The organism is Achromobacter sp., from assembly GCF_050285565.1.
Taxonomy (GTDB): Bacteria; Pseudomonadota; Gammaproteobacteria; order Burkholderiales; family Burkholderiaceae_B; genus Achromobacter.
The window spans coordinates 247,265-270,662 of sequence record NZ_JBLZXG010000007.1 but is presented as its reverse complement, the minus strand read 5'-3'; the positions used below and the strand labels follow the sequence as shown (position 1 = coordinate 270,662).

The window sequence follows — 23,398 nt, the reverse complement described above, 5'->3', positions numbered from 1 at the left end:
GCGAGGACCGCCGCGTCGTCGCGGTGGTCGGGAAGGAAAAAGCCCTGCCGCATGCGACAGGGCTTTGCCGTTCTGGCTGGCGGCGGATCGCTGAGGCGACCGCGCCACTGGCCGGATCGTGCTGCGTCGAGGATTACTCGGCGGCGACGATCGAAACGGTTTGCTTGTTCAACGCGCCCTTGAAGCCGAATTGAACCTTGCCGTCGATCAGCGCGAACAGGGTGTGGTCCTTGCCCATGCCGACGTTCACGCCAGCGTGGAAACGGGTGCCGCGCTGACGCACGATGATCGAACCAGCGGGAATCAGTTCACCGCCGAAAGCCTTGACGCCCAGACGCTTCGATTCTGAGTCGCGTCCGTTTCGCGTAGAGCCGCCGCCCTTTTTCTGTGCCATGTTTAGCTCCTGCTAATGTGGTACCGAGTCGCGTCTCAAGCCGTGATGGCTTCGATGCGGATTTCGGTGTAGTTCTGACGGTGGCCCTGATGCTTCTGATAGTGCTTGCGACGGCGCATCTTGAAGATCTTGACCTTGTCGTGGCGGCCTTGCGCAAGAACCGTTGCCTTGATCACGGCGCCGGCGACGAGGGGCGTACCAACTTTCAGTTGATCGCCTTCGCCCACGGACAGCACTTGATCCAGGGTGATTTCTTGCCCAATGTCAGCCGGTATCTGTTCTACCTTGAGTTTTTCGCCAATGGCAACACGGTACTGCTTGCCACCGGTTTTTACGACCGCGTACATGGGGTGTTCCTTAAATGGGTAAATGGGTTCATTCGCTTGCCGGCCCTGCGGGGCTGGCGGTACTTGCCTGGCGTTGCCAAAGTGGCGTTTCAAGGCAAAGCGCGCGTAATTCACCGACGTAATTCGGCCATCTCTGACCGAATCTGCGATATTAGCCCGCAGCTGGGGAAAAGTCAAAAAGCGCTTGCAGGCTAAGGGCTTAGGTGTCGTCCGGGCGCCGCGTCGGGGGGGGGCGCAACCGAAAAAACGGGGGCGGGCCGGTTCGGCGCGGCGCCGTGGGCCGGGCGTCCCCGTCCCGGGCGGGGGCGTGGCTACGTCCCGCTTTGGCTCCTGACAGCCCGTATAATCGCTGGTCGAATCCCTCCGCCCTGCCGGCGGCCCAGCGGTAAGAGCTGTTACGAACGGCTCGTTTCACACTCCGGATACGTCTTGAACCTCCCCGCGCTCATTGCTCCCATAGTTGACGATATGAAGGCCGTCGATGCGGTTATCCGCGAGCGGCTGAATTCCGATGTGGTGCTGATCCGTACGATCGGCGACTACATCATTGGCGCGGGCGGCAAGCGCATGCGCCCGGCGATGGTGCTGATGGTGGCGCGCGCGCTCGGCTATCAGGGGACGCATCATCAGCTGCTGGCCGCCGTGGTGGAGTTCATCCATACCGCGACGCTGCTGCATGACGACGTGGTCGACGAGTCCGACCTGCGCCGCGGGCGCGAGACCGCCAACGCGGTGTTCGGCAACGCCGCCAGCGTGCTGGTGGGCGATTACCTTTACTCGCGTTCGTTCGAGATGATGGTCGAGGCCGACTCGATGCGCATCATGAGCATCCTGTCCGAGGCCACCACGGTGATCGCCGAGGGCGAGGTGCTGCAATTGCTGAACGTGCACGATCCGGACGTCTCGCAGGAGCGCTACCTGCAGGTGGTGCGCTACAAGACCGCAAAGCTGTTCGAGGCCGCCGCCCAGGTCGGCGCGGTGCTGGCCGGCGCCACGCCCGAGCAGGAAGCCGCGGCGGCCGCCTATGGCCGCCATGTGGGCACGGCCTTCCAACTGGTCGACGACGTGCTCGACTACAGCGGCGATGCCGCCGCGCTGGGCAAGAACGTCGGTGACGATCTGCGCGAGGGCAAGCCCACGCTGCCGCTGATCCGCGTGATGGAAGTGGGGACGTCGGAACAGCAGCAGTTGATCCGCGACGCCATCAAGACGGGCGACGCCGACTTCGCCGCCGTGGCCGCCGCCATCCAGGCGACGGACGCCCTGGAACACGCCCGCCAGGCCGCCGTGGCCGAGGCGGATCGGGCGCGCGAAGCACTTTCTGCATATCCCGTTTCCCCTTTTCTAAATTCTCTGTTAGAATTCTGCGCTTTCGCGGTGAATCGAGATCGCTAGCTAAAAAGCAGTACGAAAGTGGTGCTTTAAAGCAAGCGGCAAGAACAAGCAGGCAAGCGACGAGCGGGCAAGCGATAATCAACGAGCAGCAGATCGCGCGTTGAAATTCACACGGCGGAGGAGGCCTTGAAAAAGGCAGTCTTTAAGCCAAAGCGAAAAAATGATTTGGTTGCACTGAGCGCAACGAAGTCAGTAGTTGTAGGGTGTGGGGTGGTAAACCCATATCCAGACTCGGGGCGTAGCTCAGCCTGGTAGAGTACTGCGTTCGGGACGCAGGAGTCGGAGGTTCGAATCCTCTCGCCCCGACCACTTATCTGTGGTCGAATTCATGAAGGTGTTTCCCGACACCGTCAGCAATGGCCGGAACCGCGAAAGCGGCGCCGGCTTTTTTGCGTTTGCGCTCTTTCTGCGCCAGCGGGATGAACGATTGGGCCACGAGCCGAGCGCGGCTTGATCCGCGTCATCACGCGTGGCGGGCTCGTTACGGAAGACTGCGTCCAGCAAGGCTTCGATCCCGGGGATCGATATCGTGTGCTCGGACGCTGTCTCGGGCATGAGCGTCGCTCCGTATCGCTCGCATATCCATAGTTGGAATCGTTCGTTGCCGCCGGCCGGCGCGCCTCTTAGCCTGTTCGCTGTGTAATGCGGGCGTTCGACACCGACGGGGTGGCCGAGGCCGGCGCCGCGCGGCGCCGGACGCCCGCGGGCTTTGTGGAGCGTGCGGTTTGAAGTTCTCTCGTTTCTGGACCCAGGTGCAAGGCCTGGCGGTGGTATTCCTGTTGGGCGCGATGGTTCCGGCCAGCGCTGGCTATCCCGACAAACCGGTGCGCCTGGTGCTGCCGCTGGCTCCGGGCGGTGCCATGGACGTCCTCGGGCGTGGCCTGGCCGAGCGTCTCGGGGCGCTGTGGCAGGTGCCGGTCATCGTCGAGAATCGCGCCGGCGCGGGCGGCAACATCGCCGCCGACCAGGTGGCGCGCGCCGCGCCCGACGGCTATACGCTGCTGTTGACCGGCGACATGCTGGTGGCCAACCAGACCCTGTTTCAGGGCACCATCAACTATGACCCGGTCAAGAGCTTCGCGCCCATCAGCATCGTGGCGGCGACGCCGCCGGTGATTGTGGTGCGCGCCGATTCGCCCGTGCGCGACATCGCCGGGCTGCGCGAGGCGGCCAGTCAGCATGTCGTCAACATCGGCACCCCGGGCTACGGCAATAGCAACCACCGCGCGCTCACCCGCCTGCAGCAGCAATTGCAGGGCACCGTGCAGCACGTGCCGTACAAGGGCGCGGGGCCGGCGGTGGTGGCGCTGCTCGGCGGCGAGATCGATGCCGCCATCGTGGCGCTGCCCGCGGTCTCCAGCCTGATCGCCAACGGTCAGGTCCGCGCGCTCGCCGTGCTGCAGGACAATCGCAATGACACCGTGCCGCAGGTGCCGACGGCGGCGCAGGTCGGCCTGAAGATGGATGGCGACACCGGCTGGTTCGGCCTGCTGGCGCCGGCGGGCACCGCGCCGGAAATCGTCGAGGATGTCTGGCGCGCGGTGCGCCAGGCCATCACCGAGCCGGACTTCCGCGCGCGCCTGCTGGCCATCGGTTTCGAGCCGATCGCCGACCGGCCGCGGGCCTTCGCCGAGCGCATCGCGCGCGATGCCGGCAAGTTCCCGGCGCTGCTGCGTGACAGCGGCGTGGCCCTGCAATGACGCTTTGCTGACGCGCACGAGGCCGCCATGCCCTTCCTGACCATCGGCAACGCCGAACTCCACTTCGACATCCAGGGGCAGGGCGACGCCGTGCTGGCGCTGGCCCCCGGCGGCATGCTTTCGCATCGCGAACTGTGGCGCGTCACGCGCGACGGCCGGCCGCGCGAGTACCCGGACCCGGTCGCCGCGCTCGCCAGCCGCTACCGCGTGATCGCCCCGGACCAGCGCAACGCCGGCCGCTCGCGCGCGCCGGTGCTGGCCAGCGACGGCTGGACCACCTACGCGCGCGATCACCTGGGTCTGCTGGACGCCCTCGGCGTGCAGCGCTTCCACGTGATCGGCTCCTGCATCGGCTCGTCGTTTGCGCTCAAACTATGCGAGCTGGCGCCCGAGCGCGTCGCGTCGGCGATTCTGCAACAGCCCATCGGCATTGCCGGACAGGAGGGCAAGCGCGGGGAATCGTTCGACCAATGGGCCGACACCCTGCGCGCGCGGGATCCCGTCATCGATGAACGGGCGCTGGAAGGTCTGCGGCGCAACCTATTTGGCGGCGAGTTCGTCTTCAGCGTCAGCCGCGACTTCGTGCGTCGCAACCCGATTCCGCTGCTGATCCTGGGCGGAAACGACCCGCTGCATCCGCGTGCCGTCTCGCTGGAGCTGGCGCAGTTGGCGCCCGCGGCCACGCTGGTCGAGGGCTGGAAGGATCAGCCGCAACGCTACCTGGACGCCATCCAGGACTTTCTGGCCCGTCACCCCGTCTGAGCGGCGCTGCGCGGGCAGCATATCTGGGCCCAATGCGGTCGATGTCGCAGACACGGGCGAAATGGCCCGGCTACCCCGGCCGCACCGCAGGCGTCCAGGGCCAGCGCCGGCGCACCGCCATTCGCCAACCGGCGCGGGCCTGATCGGCAAGCGGCGCGACCTCACTGCAGCAGCGACAGCCGGTGCGTGGCGGCGTTGAAGTTGACCAGCGGCTGCGCGGGCCGGCAGGCCGTTTTGCGGATCTTGCCGACGATCAGGTCGTGTGTGCCGAGCGCCTCGGTGCAAACGATGTCGCACTCGATGCTAGCCAGGGCATCGGACAACACAGGCAGGCCCTGATCGGTCATCACCCAGCCGCCATGGGCAAAGCGCGCGCTGCCCTGCGGCTGGCGCAAAAAGGCCTGGATGACCTCGCCATGGTCCTCGCCGAGCACGTTGGCCACGAAGCGGCCATTTCGCAGCAGCGCGTTGCGCGCCGATGCGGTCTGCTGCACGAAGAACCCCACCATGGGCGGTTCGGCCGAGATCGACGTGAGGCTGGAGACTATCAGGCCCGCCACTTCATCGCCGTCGCCGGTGCTGACCGCGCTGATGCCCGCGGGCAAGGCCCGCATCGCTGCCTTGAAGTCATCCACCGACACCACCGGATCGCGCTCATTGATGACCATGTGGGCGCGGATGTCGCCGCGCTCGTCCACCCAGCCGTGCCGCGCCGCATAATCCACCATGGCCGAGAAGCCGGCCTCCCAATGCGGGTCGCCGGCGTGCTGCGACAGAAAGCGCAGCACCGAGGGCGCCAGGCGCAGATGGCGCTCGTCCTCGCGCCGGCCCACGCGGGCAATGGCCAGCTCCAGCCGCTCGCGCGGTTGCGGGTCGGCCAGCACATCGAGCCGGCGAAAATCCGTCGGATGGCGCAGGGTAATTGCGCCGGCATTGCTCAGGTAGATCTGCATGGCCGTCTCCTCAGGCGACTGCCGCCGCGCTGCCGATTTCCTTGCGGATGGCCGGAATGATCTTGTCGCCCCACAGTTCGATCTGGCGCAGCATGGTCTTCTGGTCGAAATCGCCCAGCTGGGTCTGCAAGGCAATGTGCTTGGGACGCAGGATGCTGATTTCTTCCAGCATCTTGTCGATCACCTCGTTGACCGAGCCCACCGGCAGGTTCTTGCGCAGCTGGTCAAAGGTCGGGTCGGTTTCGGACGGCACTTCCTTGACCATGTAGCCGTCGTCGCTTTGCGCCCGGCGGTATTTCAGGCTCTCCGAAATCCGGCGCTGGAAGCGCGCGCAATCCAGGTAGGCGTCGATCTCGCTCTTGTTATCCGAAGCGTAGCCGCAGCGCAGGAAGCCGAACTTCACGTCGCGGTCCAGATCCTTGCCGTTGTCTGCAGCCACTTTCTCCAGGCGCCCGCGCAGCCCGGCGATGGCGTCGTTGCCATTGAGCAGCGCGGTCACGAAGAGATTGTGGTGCTCGCGCACGCCACGCCCCAGCGTCACCGGATTGCCCGAAGTGACCCAGATCGGCGGCATCGGATCCTGCAGGCAGCGCACGGCGATCGAACTGGGCGGAATGCTCAGGTACTGGCCTTGGTGCTCAAAGATCTTCTGCGTCAGGCCCTTGGGAATCACATCCAGGAACTCATTGAAGATGGCGCCCGATTCGGCGATCTGCACGCCGAATCGCTCGAACTCGAACTCCTGGTAGCCAGAGCCCACCCCCAGCTCAAGCCGGCCGTTCGAGACAGTATCCACAAAGCCGACCTCGGCCAGGAAGCGCGCCGGATGATAGAGCGGCAAGATGCATACCGCCGTGCCTAAGCGGATGCGCTGGGTCTTGGCGGCGGCATGGGCTACCGTCATCAGGGGCGAGGGCGAGAGCGAATAGTTGTTGAAATGGTGCTCGGCATACCAAGCCGTATCGAAGCCCGCCTGCTCGGCGACCACCGTCTGCTCGATGGAGTTGCTGATGACTTGTCTGGAAGACTGGTGGTAACCTCGTTGCTGCGCCAGGATGAATACGCCGAATTCCATAATGTTTCCTCGATAGCGGATTTTGAGGAAATTCTAGAGGTCGGTCGCTACCGGCCGGAATACAGAAAAAGCGGCGTTCTGTGCTGCGGAAAGTGGAGGAATGATGGACAGGCTGCGCGCGATGGAGCTCTTTCTTTCGATATCGAAAACGGAGAGCTTCTCCGAAACCGCGCGGCAATTCGGTGTCTCGGCCACCTCGGTATCGCGCATGATCACCGAGTTCGAGGTCGAGCTGAACGTCAAGCTGCTGTTGCGCTCCACGCGGCAAGTGGTGCTGACCGAAGCCGGCCGCGAGTACGCCAGCCAGCTCGAAGGCATACTCTGGAACATCAACGAGGCGCACCGGCACATCACCGAGATCCGCTCCGCGCCCAAAGGCACACTGCGCGTGCATTCGCGCATGATGTTCGGCCTGGGCGTGCTGCCCGCGCTGGTGGCGGCGTTCCGCCAGCAATACCCCGACATCCACATCGAGCTGGTGCTCTCCGAGGCCAAGACCGACCTGCGGCGCAACAACTTCGATATCGATTTCCGGATCTCGCCGCCCGTCGAGGCAGGCTTGAAGCGCCGCATCCTGTTCAAGAGCGAACGCTATCTGGTGGCTTCGCCCGAGTACCTGACCGCTCGCGGCATGCCGCAGCAGCCGGCCGACATCGACGGCCATGCCTGCCTGGCTTATCAACTGCCGGGCGAACAGTACTGCTGGCGCTTCAAGCGCGAGGACGCCATCAACGAAGTTCTGCTCAAGCCGCGCCATGTCACGAACAACGGCGTTGCCCTGCTGGAGCTGGCGCGTCTGGGCGAAGGCATCGCGCTGCTTGACGACTACACCGTGCACAAGGACATCGCGAGCGGCACGCTGGTGCGGATCCTGCCGCAGTACCAGGTCACCAACACCACTTTCGAGGAAGGCATGTACGCCACTATCCTCGACACGGCCATGATCCCGGCCAAGATCCGCCTGTTCCTGGATTTCGTCGCGGGTCACGTTTCCGGGCCGGCGCTACGCTTTACCGCCTACCGGGGCACCACGGCCGGCGCCGGCTGACGCGAACGCTCAAAGTCGGATGCGGCAACGTGGCCGCGGCGCGCCGCGCTGACCGATACCCCGCACGCGCAGCAACGCACCGTCCAGCGGGCCATCGGCCGACAGCCGGCCGCTGTCGCTGATCGAGGTCACAAAGAGGTCGTCCAGGCCTTCGCCGCCAAAGCACAGCGAGGCTGGATGCCGCGCCGGCAGCTCGATGCGCCGGTCCAGCCGGCCTTGCCTATCAAACCGGGCGATGGCCCCGGCATGCACGAGCGCGGTCCACAAGCCGCCCGCCGCATCAAAACAGCAGCCGTCCGGCGCCGAGCCCAAGGCCTCGGTGTCAACGAAGACCTCGCGCTCGCGCAGGCTGCCGTCGGTGTCCATCCAGAAGCGGAAGATCTTGCGCTGCGCGCTGTCGCAGACATGGAAATAGGTGCCGGTCGGGTCGGGCGCCGGGCCGTTCACGACGCCCAGGCCTTGGGCGATGCGTGACAGCCGGCCTTGGGTGTCCAGACGATACAGGCCGCCCCGCGGCGGCTCGCCTTCCTGGCGATGGATGTGCATGGTGCCCGCCACGAAACTGCCATCAGGCATGGCCACACCGTCATTCAGGCGCAGATTGGGATGGCTGTCGCCGATGTGCGCCACGGTGCGCAAGGCGTGATCGGACGTGTTAAAGAGCGCGAAGCGCTCCTTCAGGGCCACCACCAGCTCGTCATCGCCATTGAAAGCGAAGGAGCCCAGGGGCGCCGGCAATTGCCAGTGGCGCGCCGCGCCGCTGTCGGGATCCACGGCCAGTATCTGGCCCGCGCGGCAATCCGCCATCCATATACGTCCGCGCGCGGCGTCCCATACCGGGCACTCGCCCAGGGCCGCGCGCACCGTGCCGATTCGCTCGATCTGCATCTGTCGATTGTCTCCTGACCAGACGCATGGTATCGGCCGGCGAGTCTCTGGAATATGGCGCTTTCATGCAGAACACAACCAACATTTTTGGCGTAAATCCCGCGCATATCGCGTCCATATAATCAAAAAAAACCGGCGGCCCACGGCTGCAATGCGGGGCCGGACCGGTCAATGCGACTCGAGGAGACTCACCATGCAGCATGCCGCCGGCGCGACGCGCGCCCCTGTTTTTCCCCTGTCGAACGAGGTGCCGGCATGAGCGAGGCCGCCGTCAGCTTCGAGGTCGACCGTGGCGTGGCGCTGGTCACGCTCAACCGCCCCCCGGTCAACGCGCTGAACCGGGAAACGCGGCGCCGCCTGGTGGCCATCTTCGATGAAATCTCGGAACGCGAAGACATCCGTTGCGCCGTGCTGACCGGCAGTGGCACCGTGTTCTGCGCCGGCGCGGATCTCAAGGACCGCCCCGCCGCCGACATTGCCGGCGACTTTCTGGAGCACAACCGCATCACCCGCGAGACCGGCAACGCCATCCGCGAATGCAGCAAGCCCGTGATCGCCGCGGTCAACGGCGCGGCGCTTGGCGCCGGCCTGGGCCTGATGGCGGCCTGCGACATCATGTACGCCTCGGAAAACGCCACCTTCGGCATGCCGGAGATCAACGTTGGCCTGGCCGGCGGCGCGTCGATGCTGCGCACGCTGTTCGGCCGCTCCACGCTGCGCCGGATGTTCTTCACCGGGCAGCGACTGAGCGCGCATGAGCTGCTGCGCCGCAATGTGCTCGAAGACGTGCTTGCCGCCGACGAGCTGCTGCCGGCGGCTCTGGCCATGGCTCACGAGATTGCATCAAAAGCGCCCCTGGCCGTGGTGTACGCCAAGCGCGCGGCCAACATGGTCGACCTCATGCCGCAGCGTGACGCCTACCGCTTCGAGCAGGACTTCACCATGGCGCTCGCCAAGACCGAAGACGCCCGCGAAGCGCGCATGGCCTTTCTGGAAAAGCGCCAGCCGCAGTTCAAGGGACGCTGAGCATGGCAGGACATACGCCACGCCCCGGCGCGGGGCTGCGGGCCTTTTTCGAGGCGCGCGCCATCGCTGTCATCGGCGCCTCCGACGACATCACCAAGATCGGTGGCCGGCCGGTGCACATGCTGGTCAAGTACGGCTATAAAGGCGCCGTCTATCCCATCAACCCCAAGGGCGGCGCCATCCAGGGCCTGCCCGCCTACGCCAGCGTGCGCGACACGCCGACCGCGCCGGAGCTGGCGATTATCGCCGTCCCGGCCGCCGCCACCCCGGCCGCGTTGCGCGATTGCGCCGCGCGGGGCGTGAAGGCCGCCATTGTGCTGTCGTCGGGCTTCGTCGAGGCCGGCCCACTGGGCGCCGCGCTCCAGGACGAATTGGTGGTTATCGCGCGCGAGAACGAGATGCGCGTGCTGGGCCCGAACTGCCTGGGCACGGTCAATGTAGCCGACCGGCTGATCGGCTCCTTCTCCATCGCGCTGGAAGAGAGCATGCCGCCCGTTGGTCAGGTCGGCATCGTGTCGCAGTCGGGCAATGTGGGCAGCCACACCATGCAAAGCGTGGCCCGCCGCGGCATGGGGGTGAGCCGCTTCATCGCCACGGGCAATGAAGCCGATGTGGATGTGGCCGACGGCATCGCGGCCCTGGCCGCAGACCCGGCGACCCGCATCATCCTGTGCTGCATGGAAACCTGCCGCCATGCCGGCAAGCTGATCGACGCGCTGTGCATGGCGCGCGAACGGGGCAAGCCGGTCATCGTACTGAAGATCGGCTCCACCGAGATAGGCCAGGCGGCCGCGGCTTCACACACTGGCGCGCTGACGAGTTCGGATGCCGTGATAGAAGCCGTCTTCCGCCGCCACGGCGTGTTGCGCGTGCGGTCTGTAGAGGCCCTGATCGACATCGGCCATGCGGCCTCGCTGCTGCTGCCCGGCCGCCTGCCGCGCAATGACGCGGTGACGCTGGTCGCGGCTTCCGGCGGCTTCGGCATCATGATGGCCGACGCTATGAGCGAAGCCGGGCTGGCCTTGCCGCCCCTGGCCCCGCACACCCAGGCGCGCATCCGCGAAGCGGTGCCCACTGCCAGCACCGGCAACCCGGTCGACGCCTCGGCGCAGATGTCCAGCCGTCCCGACATCCTGCTCAAAATGCTCACCGCGCTGCTTGACGACCCCTCCGACGGCGCGCTGGCCTTGTTCATGTCGCTGTCGCTCTACAACACCCGCTTGCGCGGCATCTACCTGGAGGCGCTGGCGCAGGTGCGCGCCAGCCATCCCGACCGCCTGCTGCTGATCATCAGCCAAGGCCCGGTCGAAGCCGTCGAGAAGATCAATGCGCTGGGCATCCCGGTATTCTCCAGCATCGACGCGGCCGCCACCGGACTGGCCGGGCTGGTGCGTCTGGGCCGGTTGCGCGCGGCCGATGCCGCTCCGCGGCGGGAAATGGCCGCCGAGCCGGTCGACCCCGCGGTCTTTCGCAATGAATTCCATGCCAAGCGGGCGCTGGCGCGGGCCGGCATCGACGTTCCGCAGGAGACCATCGCCCGCGATGCCGATGAGGCGGCGCGCGCGGCCGAGGCCATCGGCTACCCGGTGGTGCTGAAGATCGCCTCCGAAGACATCGCCCACAAGACCGAGGTCGGCGGCGTGGCGCTCAATCTCGCCGACGCCCAGTCCGTGCGCGAAGCCTATGTCCGCGTGAAAGCCAATGCGGCGCGCCACGCGCCACAGGCCCGCATCGACGGCGTGCTGGTCGCGCCCATGGCGCGCGGCGGCACGGAAATGATCGCCGGGATCTCGCAGGATCCGGTCTTCGGCCCCATCGTGATGGTCGGCATGGGCGGCATCTATGCCGAAGTGCTCAAGGACGTGGCCGTGCAGGCCGCGCCGGTCAGCGAAGAGGAGGCCCTGGCGATGATCCGCTCGCTGAAGATGTTCGCCATCCTGGACGGGGCGCGCGGCCAGCCCAAGGCGGATATCGACGCCGCCGCGCGCACGGTCGCGCGGCTATCGGAGTTCGCCTATCGGCATCGCGGCGAAATCGCCGAGATCGATATGAACCCCATCCTGGTGCGGCCCCAGGGTCAAGGCGTGGTCGTGCTCGATGCGCTAATGATCCCCCGCGCCGCTCCCGCACTCTGAGGACAAGCATGCACTTCGATCAACACGTGGCGGTCCCGGACCCGGCCGCCGGGCCCGAGGTTTACCGCCAGCACGCGCGCACTTGGCTGCGCGCCAACCTGCCCAACTTCATGCGCAGCGACAGCCTGGACTGGCGCGCCCCCACCCTGGCCGAAAGCAGCGCCTGGGAAGCCGCCATGTACCAGGCCGGCCTGGCCGGCATGACCTGGCCCAGGCAATACGGCGGGCATGGCCTGTCGCTGCGCGAACACCTGGCCGTGAACAAGGAGGTCGGCGCGCTGCCCATGCCCGAGAGCGTCAGCTCGATCGGCAAGGAACTGGCCGGCCCCATCATCATGGCGGTCGGGACCGAGGAGCAGAAGCTGGCCTTCCTGCCCAATATCCTGTCCATGAAGCAGTACTGGTGCCAGGGCTTCTCCGAGCCGGATGCCGGCTCCGACCTCGCCCGGCTGCGCACCAAGGCCGTGCAGGACGGCGACCAGTGGCGCATCAACGGCCAGAAAATCTGGACCAGCGGCGCGGCCAAGGCGCACTACTGCCTGCTGCTTACCCGCACCGGCACCGTGGCCGACAAGCATCGCGGTCTGCTGATGTTCGCCGTGCCCATGGACGCCCCGGGCATCCGCGTGGTGCCCATCAAGTCCATCGACGGCAAGGCGTCGTTTGCCGAGGTGTTCTTCGACGATGTCGTCGTGCCCGACAGCGCGCGGCTGGGCGCTCCGGACGAGGGCTGGAGCGCCGCCATCCGCGTGCTGTCCATCGAGCGGGCCACCAACCGCATGTACCGCCCCTGGCGCTTCGAATGCGAACTGCGCCAACTGATCGCCGCCTGCAAATCCGACAGCCAACTGTCCGGCGCCCTGGACGACGGCTACGTCCAGCGCCGCATTGGCGATCTGGTCGGCGAGATCGATGGCTTGAAGGGCCTGGTCGAACTGACCGTCGAGCGCATGATGCGCGGCGAATCCATCGGCGCGCGCGGCTCGCTCACCAAACTCTATTGGTCGGAGTGCCACCAGGCCTTCGCCGGGCTGGCCTTGTCGCTGCTGTCGCAGGTCGGCCCGCACTCCAGCCCGCTGGCGCGGCGCGCGCACGCGGCCTTCACCAATGCCTATCTGTTCGCGCGCGCCGAGAGCATCTATGCCGGCACGACCGAGGTGCAGCTCGATGTCATCGCGCAGCGCATCATGAATCTTCCCAAGGATCTGACATGAGCAGCGAAGAACTGCGCCCCGAGGAGTTCGCGCAGGCCGCCTGCGCGGCCATTAGCGACGCGCTGACGCGCCAGAACCGCCATGAGATGGCCGCGGTACTGGCCCAGGCGGGCTTGTGCGGTGTCATGGCGGCCGAAGACGACGGCGGGCTGGGCCTGGACCTGGCCTTCGCCCTGCCCATCGCCCATGCCGCCGGGCAACTGCATCTGCCGCTGCCCCTGGCCGAACAGATCCTGCTGGCGCACGCCCTGCCCGGCACGCCGCAGGCGGCCGCCCTGATTGCCGGCGAGCGCCTGGCCGGCATCGCCTGGCAGGGCAGCGTCCAGGCCGGCCACGCCCGCCTGGATCATGGCCCGGCCGATTGGATGCTGGTGGCCGACGGTGACGGTGCCGTCCTGCTCGACGTCACGGCCGCGCCGTGCCAGGAGCAATCCGCGCTCGATCCCGAGCATCCCCAGCTGTGGTTCACGCTACAGGACGCGCCGGTGCTGGCCCGCCTGGACGCCGCCGCCTGGGCGGCCTGCGAGCGTCGCGCGCACCTGCTGCTGGCCGAATTCGCCAACGGCGCGGCCGAAGGCGCCCTGCAGGCCGCCGCCAGCTATATGGCCACCCGCGTGCAGTTCGGCCGCCCCCTGTCGGCCAAGCAGGCGGTGCGCCACCTGCTGGCGCGCATGCGGCTGCTGCAGGAGGTCTCGAGCGCGGCTATCCGCCGCGCCATGCAGACCGACGAATATGGCGGTTCGCGCGACACGCGCCCGGCCCTGGCCGGCGCGCTGGGCAATGCCGCCTACGTCATCGAAAAAGCCATCCACCTGCATGGCGGCATGGGTTTCACCTGGGAACTGCCTCTGCACCACGCGCTGCGCGCCGTGCGCAAGCTGGACGCCGCCTTCGGCGGCCTGTCGTGCGCCACGGGCCGCGCCTACATTCAATCGGTATAAGGAAATGAGCATGCAACAAGACCTGGCCGGGCGCGTGGCGCTCGTTACCGGTGCCGGCGCCGGCATCGGCCGCGCCACGGCCTGCCTGCTGGCCGCGCGCGGCGCCATCGTCGGCGTCAACGACCTCAAGCAAGAACTGGTCGATGCGGCGGTCGCCAGCATCATCGCCGAGGGCGGCAAAGCCTTCTCCGTCACGCAGAATGTCTCGACCCGCGAAGGCATCACCGAGGCCGTGCAGCGAACCGCCGAACAGGGCGGGCGCTTTGACATCCTGGTCAACAACGCGGCCTGGGTGCGCTACCAGAGCGTGCCCGACATCCAGCCCGAAACGATGGATCGCATGCTGGACATCGGCTTCAAGGCGGTGGTCTGGGGAATCCAGGCCGCCGCCGCCGTGATGGACGCCGAACGCGGCGGCGCCATTGTCAACGTTGCCTCGACCGCCGCGCTGAAATCGGCTCCCAACTCCATCGTCTATTCCGGCATCAAGGCTGGGATCCTGGGCATCACCCGCGCGGCGGCCGCTGAGCTCGGCGCGCGCAACATCCGCGTCAACGCCGTCTGCCCGTCTGCCGTTCCCACCGAGGGCACGCAGCGCAACCGCAATGCCGAACGCGATGCGCGCCGCGTCGCCAGCACGCCCATGGGTCGGCTGGGCACCGTGCAAGACATCGCCAGCGGCATTGCTTTCCTCTCCAGCGACGAAGCCCGCTTCATCACCGCGCAAGGCTTGGTGGTGGATGGCGGCATTACCTTCACCACGCTGTGATGGAGACGGTCCTTCTGACCGGCGCGGCCAGCGGCATCGGCCGCGCCACCGCGCGTCGGCTGGCGCGCGGCGGCCGGCGCTGCGTCCTGGTGGACCGTAATGCAGAGGCCCTGGCGTCTCTGGCCGATGAGCTTGGCGCGACGCATGTCTTACGCGTGGCCGACCTTACCGACCCGGCGCAGATCGCGGCGCTGGCCGAGGGCCTGCCGCCGCTGCACGCGCTCATCAACAATGCCGGCATGACCGATGACAGCAACCAGCCCATCATCGGGCTGGCTCCTGCGGGCTGGCAGCGCCTGCTCGATCTGAACCTGCACGCCCCGGGCCGCCTGCCGCTGGCGCTGCGCGAACGCCTGGTTCCCGGCGCGCGTATCGTCAACGTGGCCTCCGGCGCCGGCTTGCGCGCCATTCCCTGGCGGGGCGCCTACAGCCCCAGCAAGGCCGGGCTGATCGCGCAGACCCGGGCCATGGCGAAGGCGTTTCCGGCCTGGCGCTTTACGGTTCTCTGCCCGGGCTTTGTGCGCACCGAACTGGTGGCCGGGCTGATCGCGGCCGGCCGCCTGGATCCGGCGCGCGCCGTGGCCAAGATTCCCCTGGGCCGGCTGGGTGAGCCGGAGGATATCGGCTGCGCCTTGGCTTTCCTGGCGAGCGCCGAGTCGGCCTCGCTCACGGCCGATCTGCTGGCCGTCGATGGCGGTTCGTCTGTCTTCGGCGGCAGCCAGGCCTACGCGCCCAGCCCCCATGCGCCCATGGCTTGCGACACGCCGCTGGCGCTGCGGGTACGGGGTCCCTGGGACGGCCCACGGCAAGACGCCGCCGAAGGCTATCCGGCGTTGCTCGATACCCGTGTGCTGGCGAGCCCGCCGGGCCGGCGGCTAGAGGCTATCGTACAGGCGGCGCGGCAGGCCGCGCCCGACGGGCCGGGCAGCCTGACCCTGCTGCTGCCGCGCGACCAGGACGAAACCTGGGAAGGTGCCGGCGAGCGCGCCGCGGCGCGCATGCTGATTGCCACGCTGGCCTGCGAATGGGGCCCCAAGGCGGCACGCATCAACGCTGTCGAAGTGCCCGCCGGCACGGACCCCGCCACCTGCTTGCCGCTGCTGCGCTTCGTGGCCGGCGCGCAGGCGCAATACCTGACCGGACAGACCCTGGGTAGCCCATGACCGATCCCGACCACATCAAAGCGTGTTTCATTGCCGCGCGCGGCTACTGGCGTCCCTGGAACGACGCGCTGCTGCGCGCCAACCCGGCCTTCCTGTCGCATTACGCGGCATATGCCGGCCATCCGGCGCGCAGCGGGCCGTTGTCCGCGCGCATGGTGGAGCTGATCTATGTTGCGCTCGACGCCTCGGCCACCCATCTCTACGAACCGGGCCTGACCACGCATATGCGGCTGGCGCGGCAGGCCGGCGCCAGCGAAGCGGACTTGTTCGATGTCCTGCACCGGGTCACGCTGCAAGGCCTGAGCGCGGTGTTCCAGGCGGCCGACCTGTTGCATGAAGCCGCGCCGCTGCCGGCGCTGGCGGCGGACGATCCGCTGCGCGCGCGCATTGCCGCGACCTGCCCCGAACACGCCGCCAGCCTGCAGCGCCTGGCGGCCGCCGATCCTGGCTACGTTGCCGTGCTACTGGATTTTCTCGCCCACGGCAGACCGGCGGGCGGGCTGAGCCCCGACGAACAGGTATTGATCGACGTGGCCCTGCACGCCTGCTTCACGCACGCCGACATGGCGACCACCCGCGCGCTCATCGAGCAGGGCCTGGCGCTGGGCATCGCGCGCCCCGCCCTGCTGCAGGCCATGCAATTGGGGGCCCATCTCGCGGTGCACGGTGCGGCGCTTGGCGCAACCGTGCACGCCCGCGAGACGGCGCCGGCGGAACGCCAGGGATAAGCCCGCGCCAGGGGCCGGCGCTCACTGCGGCGCCACGCCACCCTCGCGCGCGGCGGCCGCCAGCCGCTCCCTGACCGGTTCGGCGCTGCCGGTTCGCACGGCCACGCCATGACTGCTGTGGAACACCATGTTGGGAATACCTTGCTCCGCGAACGTTTTCACGCCGGGCAGAAGGCGCGCGCTCCCAGGGCGTCCCGTGTAGGCCAGCACCTTCACGTGGGGATTGTCCTTCACGCTCTGGGTCGTAGCGAGATAGCGTCGGCCTTGGCGCCCGGAGGATACGGCGCCACGAGCCGGATGGGGTTTGTCCGGATAGTGCGCCCGCGCGCCGGTGGCGATCGAAAACAGGGTGCGGAAGAGCGCGCTGCCAAGCAGCGAGCGGCGACGGATGGCGAGGGGCATGGATCGCTGTCTCGGCGGTTGTCCGCGGCAAAAGCGTATCGGCCGCCGCGCCGCCGATTCCCCCTGCATCGCGCAGTTCTGATCTGCGGTTTCAGCTATAGGCAATTCAGTTGAGCTACCTAGAATTTAGGGGTTCAGATAACTCAAAAAATTCGGAGACGCAGCAATGACCCATTCCTTCCTCACCCGGCGCGCCGTGCTGCTGGGTACCCTGTTGATGAGCCTGGGCGCCCCTGCCTGGGCCGCCGAGGACAACTGGCCGCAGCGCCCGATCCGCCTGGTGGTCGCCGGCTCTCCCGGCGCCGGCGGCGACATTTTCGCCCGCCTGATTTCGGCCCCGCTGGCCAAGGCGCTCAAGCAGCCGGTGGTGGTGGAGACCAAGCCCGGCGCCAATGGCATGATCGCCGCCGACACGGTGGTCCGGGCGGCCAATGACGGCTACACACTGCTGTTCGCCCCCTCGTCCACCATTTTGCTGAATCCCGTGGTGCTGCCCACGCTGCCCTACGATACGGACAAGGACCTGCTGCCCGTGGCCCAGGTCGGCGCGGCCGGCATTCTGCTGGTCGCCAACCCGAGCACCGGCTTCAAGAACCTGGCCGACATGGTGGCCTACGCCAAGGCCCACCCCGGCAAGCTCGCCTACGGCTCCTGGGGCACCGGCTCGTCGGGCCATCTGGCCATGGAAGGCATCAAGGCGCACTACGGCCTGGATATGCCCCATGTCCCCTACAAGCAACTGGTCACCGAAAGCACCGACCTGATCGCCAACAACATCAGTGTCGGTTTCATGGACATCGCCTCGCCCATTCCCCACATGCGCGCCGGCAAACTGATCGCGCTCGGCCAGACCGGTTCGCGCCGTTGGCCCGCCTCCAGGGAAGTGCCCACCCTGGCCGAGCAAGGCTACAAGTTCGAGGCCGACGGTTGGTATGGCGTCTTCGCGCCGGCTGGCACGCCACCCGAGATCATCAAGCGCCTCAATGCCGAGATCTACCGCGCACAGCACGACCCCGAAGTGCAGGAGAAAATCGAAGGGCAGAACATGATCGTCCCGGCCGACGCCTCGGCCGCGGAATTCGCCGCCTCGATCAAACGCGACGCCGTCATCTGGCAAGACCTGGCGAAACTCGCCGACCTGAAGAACAAGTAGGTGAAGGCGCGCCCGCAGACGCCAACCTCGCTCAAGGGGCAACACCCATGGATATGCCTTCCGCTTTTTCCACCCACGCCTTGCAAGGCCGTGTGGCCGTCGTGACCGGCGCCGCGGGCGGCATCGGCCTGGCCATCTGCCAGCAGCTGCGGGCGATGGGCGCGGCCATCGTGCAGGCGGACCTCCAGGCCGACGACAGCATCGCCGCCACGGGCAGCCTGATGAATGTGCGCTGCGACATCGCCGACCCCGACTCGGTGGCCCGCATGGCCGACCTGGTTCGCTCGCGCCTGGGCCGCTGCGACGTGCTTGTCAACAACGCCGCCGTCAGCGCCGCGCCGACCAGCCTCGAAGCCTTCCCGATCGACCTGTGGGATCACCTGTTCCGCGTCAACCTACGCGGCGCCCTGCTGTGCGCCCAGGCATTCTTCCCCCTGATGCGCGACCGGCAGGCAGGCAGCATCGTCAACGTGGCGTCGATTTCCGCCCAGGCTCCCACCCGCGTCGGCGCCTACGGCGCGACCAAGAGCGCGCTGCAGGCCCTGACCCGCCAGATGGCCGTTGAATGGGGCCCGCGCGGCATCCGCGCCAACACCGTCAGCCCTGGCATGATTCGCACGCCGCTGTCCGAAAAACACTATAGCGACGAAGCCGTGCTGCAAAGGCGCATCGCCAGCATTCCTTCCCGGCGCATTGGCCTGCCAGCCGACATCGCGGGCGCTGTCGCCTTTCTGGCCAGCGATGCTTCCACCTATGTCAACGGCCAGGACATCGTCGTCGACGGCGGCTTTCTCAAAGCCTCGCTGACCAATATTTACAGCGTCTGAGTGGTAGCCAACGTGTCTACGGGTTGAATGCCGCTTGAGGCCTCACGAGTCGATATGGCGTATCGAATCAACTTTATCCGAATAACCCCTCGAATCTCTGGCGGGTAGTCTGGCGCAGGCCTTTTCATGCTGCGCGCGAGTGCGAAGAAAGATCGATGGCGCGGCCAGGCGCATGGCGCGTGGCCTCTTTTTGAAGCTTTCTGCCGCACTTTTTTGCTGGTTATTGCGCTCTTCATCTGTTTCAGACGAAGTGAAGGGGGATGTCGGACTCATTGTGATCAAACATATTGATTTCGCCGTGCCGGATCGGCAAACATATCCACCGCTATCGGCACTTCTGAGACGCATGGTTAATGCAGCTTGCCGGTAATTCCCGAGCCAGTTTGACGGGCGCTGCATGGAATCTGGTTTTTTCAACGCATCCCATACCGCTGGCTCAACCTTCGAGGATCAGTGCGGAAACATAATGACGGGTATGCGCAAGTTGAAGTACATCGGCAAGCGGGCGTTGTTCAGGCTGTCGCCGGCGCTGGCCGAACGCTGCGGGGTCGACTTCAGGCTGGAGGCGCCCAACCGGGACTTTCTCGAACAGCATATCTTCGGCTATCTGAACCGCTTGGCTGCCGGCGGGCAAGCGCCGCAGGAACTGCTGTTCCTCGGCCTGGACAAGCACAACTGGCACTATCCGCGTTTGCTGCGCGCGAACTTCCATTCGCTCGACATCCTGCCGCGCAGTGCCGTCTACGGGCGCCCGGGGCGGCATTGGGTTGGCGATGCGCTCCAGATGGCGGCGCACTATGGCGCGGACGCTTTCGACGTGGTCATCGCCAACGGCGTGCTCGGTTCCGGCATTGACGGCCAGGACGGCCTGCGTGGCCTGCTGGCGCAATGCCGCGTGGTACTCAAGCCCGGCGGTGTGTTGGTGCTGGGCTACAACGATCTGCCCGAGCGCACGCCCTTTCCCGTCGTGGTGGATGGCGGGTTCGAGGAGTTCGTGCCCGACATCGACGGCGTAATCGCTTCGCGCCACATGGTGGATGACCCCTTCCGGCATGTCTACTGCTTTTGCCGCAAGGCCGGCTGACGGGAATTCCTGCAGCCAGACGACCAGGCAGGTCGGCGCCGGTCACCCCGGATAGAGATCCGTGCGGCGATGATCCCAGGCCGGCAGGCCGGCGCGCAGGGTGGCCACGCGCTGGGGGTCGATGTCGGCGATGATGTGGCCGGTGCGGTCCGGCATGCAGGCCAGCACCGTGCCCCAGGGGTCGATGATCATGCTGCGGCCCAGACAGGGCAGGCCGGGGCCGTCGCCGCCGATCTGAGCGGCGGCGATCACGTAGCATTGGTTCTCGATGGCGCGCGCGCGCAGCAGCGTTTCCCAGTGGTCCCGGCCCGTGTGCAGGTTGAAGGCCGCGGGCACCGCCAGCACGTTGGCGCCGCGTGCGCGCAGGGCGCGGTAGAGTTCGGCGAAGCGCAGGTCGTAGCAGATGCTCAGGCCCAGCGTCAGTCCCGCCGCCTCGACCGTTTGCAGGTGCGCGCCGGGCGCGAAGTCGGCGGACTCGCGGTAGGGCGTGCCATCGACCACCGCGTCGTACAAATGCACTTTGCGGTAGGTGGCGGCGATGGCGCCGTCCGGCGCGAAGGTGACTCCGGTGTTGCCGAGCCGGTCTTCATCGGCCAACCGTTCATGCATCGAACCCAGATGGATCCAACAGGCGTGGCGTTGCGCCAGCGCCGCGATGCGTGCCGTCACCTCGCCGGGGATCGGGCTGGCGGCGGCGCGCAGCGTTGGCGTAGCGCCGCGCACGTCGCTGTACTCGGGCGTGACGATCAGGGCTGCGCCGTCGTTGGCCGCCGCTGTGATCGCGTGTTCCAGCGCGGCCAGGTTGGCCGCGCGATCCCGGCGGCTGTCGAGTTGGATGGCTGCCACTCTGATGGACATGCGGATTCCTTTTCAGTGTGCGAGCGCCTGGGCTTTCAGGCCCAAGGCCACCACGCGCGCAATCTGGCCCAGCAGGGCGGCGCCTTCGCCGCCTTGGAGGGTCTGGGCGGTTTGCCAGTCGGTGAACCCGTCGGCCAGCACCGCCAGCACCACGCTGCGGTTGTCGACGGTGAGGATGCCGGCGTCATGGCGCAGGCCCGGCAACTGGCCGGCCTTGCTGGCCAGGCGGGCCGGCGCGGGCAGCGCGGCGCCGAAGTGGGCGCGTTCGCGCTGGTCGGCCAGCACGTCGAGCGCGAAGGCTCGCAAGGGCGCGGGCAGCGCGCCGTCGCGCAGCATCCAGCAGAACGCGGCGGTGGCATCGCCGGCACTGGTGAAATTGTCGCGGCCGGCCTCGCGCGCGGCGGCGTCCATCATGCGGCGCTGCAGGCGGCTGGCCGTCAAGCCGGCGCGCAGGCTCCATTGGTTGACCGCGTCGAATCCCAGCAGCTCGATCAGCGCGTTGGTGGCGACGTTGTCGCTGAGCACGATCATCAGCCGCGCCAGTTCGGCCAGCGACAGGGTGGCGACGCTGGGCAAGTGGGCAAGAATGCCGGTGCCGCCGGCGCGGTCGCCGCTGGCGGGCAGGGCCAGCGGCTGTTCGAGCGAGTAGCGGCCAGCGGCCGCCGCGTCGAGCAGCGCCAGCAGGATGGGCACCTTGATGATGCTGGCCGAGGGTTGCAGGCGGTCGGCATGGCGCGCCAGCACGATGCCGCCATCGAGGTCACGCAGGCTCAGCGAGACCCGCGCCGGCGTCGCCGCCAGCAAGGGCGCCAGCGCCGTGTCGACATGCTGGCGCAAGGCGTTGTGGTCCAGTGGTTGCGATCCCAACGGGAACATGGTCGATCTCCTCAGACCAGGAAGAAGAACAGCGACGAGAACAGGCAGAGGTTCACCACGATCACCGCCCAGCCGTTGTACAGCATGTATTTGAGTTCACCGGAGCGCGCCAGGCCCATCTGGCCGAACATGTCGGAGGTGGGGAAGGGCCCGAACCAGTCGATCTGCGAGCTGCCGAGAATGACCGCCGTGGTGGCCGCGGGGCCGACGCCGGCGGCCGCCAGCAGCGGGCCGAAGATCTTGGCGGTGAAGGTCATCTGCGCGACGGCCGCGCCGGGAATGTGGCCGATGACGTTGAACCACAGCACGATGACGCACAGCATGGCGCCGCTGATGCCGGCCAGGTGGGGTTTCGCCAGCTCCAGGACGGCATGGTAGGCGTTGAGCTGGTCCACCAGTACCAACACTGGATTGAACAGCCAGAACAGGAAAAATATCCAGATCAGTTTGCCGGTGCCCGCGTACATGGCCTGCAGGATCGCGCGCGGGCCCATGCCGCCGGCCAGGCCGGTGGTGGCCGCCAGCGACACCATGACGATGATGGCGAAGGCATAGCCGGCCTTGGCCAGCACGCCGGCGATGGCCAGGATGATGATGGTCAGGCAGAACGCCCAGGCCGCGCGCAGCGCGGTGGGCGAGGGGGCGGCGGCCAGGTCGAGCGCGGCCATGCTGGCGCCGGCTTCTTCGTACTGATGCGTCGCCTCGGTCATCTTCTGGATGCGGCCCGACATGAACCAGCCGGCCAGCAGTGTGGCGGCGGCCATCGGGATGCCCGCCACCAGCAGATACTGCGGATAGCTCAGCCCGGTCAGGCCGGTGACCGTGACCACGTTGGGCGTGAAGGGCCCCAGCACCAGTCCGGCCGAGCCGGCGGTCTGGAACAGCGCGGCCACGGAGGGCGGCGACAGGCGCACGGCCGCGGCGATGGGAATTACCACCGCGGCGATGATGGCGTTGCCGCCGGCCAGGGTGCCCAGCGCGCCGCAGATCAGGGTCGACGTCACCATGATGCCCAGGCGCACGCGCACCTGGTTCGACAGGCCGATGCGGCGCACGATGGCGCGCACCATCTGTTCCGCGGCGCCGGTGCGCGAGGCGACTTCGCCCACGCCCGCGCCAAGCACGATGATCAGGCCGACCACCGCGATGAACGAGCCTAGCGATTCGGCCAGCAGCTTGCTCATGGCGATGGGCGTGGTGCCCGTCATGATGGCGCCGAGCACGATGGCGGCGATGGTGGACAGCACGATGTCGACGCCGAGCAGCGCGATGATGGCGAACACCAGCACCGGCGTCAGGCCCCACAGGCTGGTCTGGCCGGGCAGGGCGAAGTGGGTGTACAGCGCGATGGCCAGCCCCACGAGGAATACCGCGATCGCGGCGTTGCGCCGGCGCGGCTGCAACGCGCCGCCAGCGGGCGGGCGTGGCGCCGCCGCCGATTGTGCCAATGAGGTCATGTCTTCTCCGTCCCTATCGTCTCTGTGGCCTGGCCGTGGCGCGTATCGCGCACGGCCGCTGTCGGCCTATTGTTGTCATCCCGCCTGGTGGGCAGACGTGGATTTCCAGCGGTTTGCGTCCGAGCGGCCAGGCGCGCAATGGGCCGCCTGGCGCGGACGGTGAGAGTGTGGGCGCGAGGCGGGACAGGTTCAAATGCATGGTC

General features: G+C 67.3%; 25 protein-coding genes and 1 tRNA gene. 16 read left to right on the top strand and 10 right to left on the bottom strand.

Features of this window, described 5'->3' with window-relative positions:
• Positions 1-133: 133 nt before the first annotated feature.
• Together rpmA and rplU are read right to left on the bottom strand one after the other, a co-directional pair.
• Positions 134-394, bottom strand: coding sequence for a 50S ribosomal protein L27 (gene rpmA, locus ACN6O8_RS16855; RefSeq protein WP_006216229.1), 261 nt, complete (start codon positions 392-394; stop codon positions 134-136).
• Positions 395-429: 35 nt separating this feature from the next.
• Complete coding sequence (gene rplU / locus ACN6O8_RS16850; protein WP_175132805.1) at positions 430-741, bottom strand: 50S ribosomal protein L21; 312 nt, start codon at positions 739-741, stop codon at positions 430-432.
• A 429-nt stretch (positions 742-1,170) separates the two neighbouring features.
• Here rplU and ispB point away from each other — a divergent pair, with 429 nt between their 5' ends.
• From ispB to ACN6O8_RS16825, 5 genes are all read left to right on the top strand, one after another.
• Positions 1,171-2,136 (top strand): octaprenyl diphosphate synthase, encoded by a 966-nt coding sequence (ispB, locus tag ACN6O8_RS16845; RefSeq protein ID WP_427992168.1) that lies wholly within the window; start codon positions 1,171-1,173, stop codon positions 2,134-2,136.
• A 232-nt stretch (positions 2,137-2,368) separates the two neighbouring features.
• Positions 2,369-2,445 (top strand) — tRNA-Pro (locus ACN6O8_RS16840).
• Between the two features lie 19 nt (positions 2,446-2,464).
• Positions 2,465-2,590, top strand: a complete 126-nt coding sequence (locus tag ACN6O8_RS16835; protein WP_427992167.1) for a hypothetical protein — start codon at positions 2,465-2,467, stop codon at positions 2,588-2,590.
• Between the two features lie 271 nt (positions 2,591-2,861).
• Positions 2,862-3,836, top strand: a complete 975-nt coding sequence (locus ACN6O8_RS16830; protein WP_427992166.1) for a Bug family tripartite tricarboxylate transporter substrate binding protein — start codon at positions 2,862-2,864, stop codon at positions 3,834-3,836.
• A gap of 27 nt (positions 3,837-3,863) precedes the next feature.
• Entirely contained in the window at positions 3,864-4,598 is a 735-nt protein-coding gene (locus ACN6O8_RS16825; protein ID WP_427992165.1) for an alpha/beta fold hydrolase, read from the top strand.
• Between the two features lie 161 nt (positions 4,599-4,759).
• Here ACN6O8_RS16825 and ACN6O8_RS16820 read toward each other — a convergent pair whose 3' ends face one another.
• From ACN6O8_RS16820 to ACN6O8_RS16810, 3 genes are read right to left on the bottom strand one after another with little or no spacing between them, the layout of a single operon-like run.
• Entirely contained in the window at positions 4,760-5,551 is a 792-nt protein-coding gene (locus ACN6O8_RS16820; RefSeq protein WP_427992164.1) for a flavin reductase family protein, read from the bottom strand.
• Between the two features lie 10 nt (positions 5,552-5,561).
• The gene (locus ACN6O8_RS16815; protein WP_427992163.1) at positions 5,562-6,626 is read right to left on the bottom strand and encodes an LLM class flavin-dependent oxidoreductase; all 1,065 of its coding nucleotides are present in this window, start codon (positions 6,624-6,626) and stop codon (positions 5,562-5,564) included.
• A gap of 33 nt (positions 6,627-6,659) precedes the next feature.
• Complete coding sequence (locus tag ACN6O8_RS16810; RefSeq protein ID WP_427992293.1) at positions 6,660-6,836, bottom strand: hypothetical protein; 177 nt, start codon at positions 6,834-6,836, stop codon at positions 6,660-6,662.
• Between ACN6O8_RS16810 and ACN6O8_RS16805 the strand changes: the two genes are divergently transcribed.
• Positions 6,766-7,674: a LysR substrate-binding domain-containing protein gene (locus tag ACN6O8_RS16805; RefSeq protein WP_427992289.1), complete on the top strand. Its 909-nt coding sequence runs from the start codon at positions 6,766-6,768 to the stop codon at positions 7,672-7,674. The two genes, ACN6O8_RS16810 and ACN6O8_RS16805, sit on opposite strands and share 71 nt — an antisense overlap.
• 9 nt (positions 7,675-7,683) lie before the next feature.
• On the opposite strand, the gene ACN6O8_RS16800 is transcribed toward ACN6O8_RS16805, so the two are convergent.
• Entirely contained in the window at positions 7,684-8,562 is an 879-nt protein-coding gene (locus tag ACN6O8_RS16800; protein ID WP_427992162.1) for an SMP-30/gluconolactonase/LRE family protein, read from the bottom strand.
• A 255-nt stretch (positions 8,563-8,817) separates the two neighbouring features.
• Between ACN6O8_RS16800 and ACN6O8_RS16795 the strand changes: the two genes are divergently transcribed.
• From ACN6O8_RS16795 to ACN6O8_RS16765, 7 genes are read left to right on the top strand one after another with little or no spacing between them, the layout of a single operon-like run.
• The gene (locus tag ACN6O8_RS16795) at positions 8,818-9,588 is read left to right on the top strand and encodes an enoyl-CoA hydratase/isomerase family protein (protein ID WP_427992161.1); all 771 of its coding nucleotides are present in this window, start codon (positions 8,818-8,820) and stop codon (positions 9,586-9,588) included.
• Positions 9,589-9,590: 2 nt separating this feature from the next.
• The gene (locus tag ACN6O8_RS16790) at positions 9,591-11,723 is read left to right on the top strand and encodes an acetate--CoA ligase family protein (RefSeq protein WP_427992160.1); all 2,133 of its coding nucleotides are present in this window, start codon (positions 9,591-9,593) and stop codon (positions 11,721-11,723) included.
• A gap of 8 nt (positions 11,724-11,731) precedes the next feature.
• Positions 11,732-12,937, top strand: a complete 1,206-nt coding sequence (locus tag ACN6O8_RS16785) for an acyl-CoA dehydrogenase family protein (protein WP_427992159.1) — start codon at positions 11,732-11,734, stop codon at positions 12,935-12,937.
• Complete coding sequence (locus tag ACN6O8_RS16780) at positions 12,934-13,878, top strand: acyl-CoA dehydrogenase family protein (protein ID WP_427992158.1); 945 nt, start codon at positions 12,934-12,936, stop codon at positions 13,876-13,878. The genes ACN6O8_RS16785 and ACN6O8_RS16780 overlap by 4 nt, the downstream gene beginning before the upstream one ends.
• 4 nt (positions 13,879-13,882) lie before the next feature.
• Positions 13,883-14,647: an SDR family NAD(P)-dependent oxidoreductase gene (locus ACN6O8_RS16775; RefSeq protein ID WP_427992157.1), complete on the top strand. Its 765-nt coding sequence runs from the start codon at positions 13,883-13,885 to the stop codon at positions 14,645-14,647.
• Positions 14,647-15,810 (top strand): SDR family NAD(P)-dependent oxidoreductase, encoded by a 1,164-nt coding sequence (locus ACN6O8_RS16770; RefSeq protein ID WP_427992156.1) that lies wholly within the window; start codon positions 14,647-14,649, stop codon positions 15,808-15,810. Before ACN6O8_RS16775 ends, ACN6O8_RS16770 begins: the two co-directional genes overlap by 1 nt.
• Complete coding sequence (locus ACN6O8_RS16765) at positions 15,807-16,538, top strand: carboxymuconolactone decarboxylase family protein (protein WP_427992155.1); 732 nt, start codon at positions 15,807-15,809, stop codon at positions 16,536-16,538. The genes ACN6O8_RS16770 and ACN6O8_RS16765 overlap by 4 nt, the downstream gene beginning before the upstream one ends.
• 21 nt (positions 16,539-16,559) lie before the next feature.
• Here ACN6O8_RS16765 and ACN6O8_RS16760 read toward each other — a convergent pair whose 3' ends face one another.
• Complete coding sequence (locus ACN6O8_RS16760) at positions 16,560-16,940, bottom strand: hypothetical protein (protein ID WP_427992154.1); 381 nt, start codon at positions 16,938-16,940, stop codon at positions 16,560-16,562.
• A 166-nt stretch (positions 16,941-17,106) separates the two neighbouring features.
• Between ACN6O8_RS16760 and ACN6O8_RS16755 the strand changes: the two genes are divergently transcribed.
• The 3 genes from ACN6O8_RS16755 (at position 17,107) to ACN6O8_RS16745 (ending at position 20,004) form a co-directional block, all read left to right on the top strand.
• Positions 17,107-18,093 (top strand): Bug family tripartite tricarboxylate transporter substrate binding protein, encoded by a 987-nt coding sequence (locus ACN6O8_RS16755; RefSeq protein ID WP_427992153.1) that lies wholly within the window; start codon positions 17,107-17,109, stop codon positions 18,091-18,093.
• Between the two features lie 47 nt (positions 18,094-18,140).
• Positions 18,141-18,920: an SDR family NAD(P)-dependent oxidoreductase gene (locus ACN6O8_RS16750; protein WP_427992152.1), complete on the top strand. Its 780-nt coding sequence runs from the start codon at positions 18,141-18,143 to the stop codon at positions 18,918-18,920.
• A gap of 475 nt (positions 18,921-19,395) precedes the next feature.
• Positions 19,396-20,004, top strand: a complete 609-nt coding sequence (locus ACN6O8_RS16745) for a class I SAM-dependent methyltransferase (RefSeq protein WP_427992151.1) — start codon at positions 19,396-19,398, stop codon at positions 20,002-20,004.
• Positions 20,005-20,046: 42 nt separating this feature from the next.
• On the opposite strand, the gene ACN6O8_RS16740 is transcribed toward ACN6O8_RS16745, so the two are convergent.
• Genes ACN6O8_RS16740 through ACN6O8_RS16730 form a run of 3 tightly spaced genes read right to left on the bottom strand, consistent with a single transcriptional unit; the run spans position 20,047 to position 23,195 of the window.
• Positions 20,047-20,862 carry a carbon-nitrogen hydrolase family protein gene (locus ACN6O8_RS16740; protein ID WP_427992150.1) on the bottom strand — a complete coding sequence of 272 codons (816 nt, stop codon included), beginning with the start codon at positions 20,860-20,862 and terminating at the stop codon, positions 20,047-20,049.
• A 12-nt stretch (positions 20,863-20,874) separates the two neighbouring features.
• On the bottom strand, positions 20,875-21,738 hold the full coding sequence (locus ACN6O8_RS16735) for a serine hydrolase (RefSeq protein ID WP_427992149.1): 864 nt from the start codon (positions 21,736-21,738) through the stop codon (positions 20,875-20,877).
• Positions 21,739-21,749: 11 nt separating this feature from the next.
• The gene (locus tag ACN6O8_RS16730) at positions 21,750-23,195 is read right to left on the bottom strand and encodes a gluconate:proton symporter (RefSeq protein WP_427992148.1); all 1,446 of its coding nucleotides are present in this window, start codon (positions 23,193-23,195) and stop codon (positions 21,750-21,752) included.
• Positions 23,196-23,398: the final 203 nt, after the last annotated feature.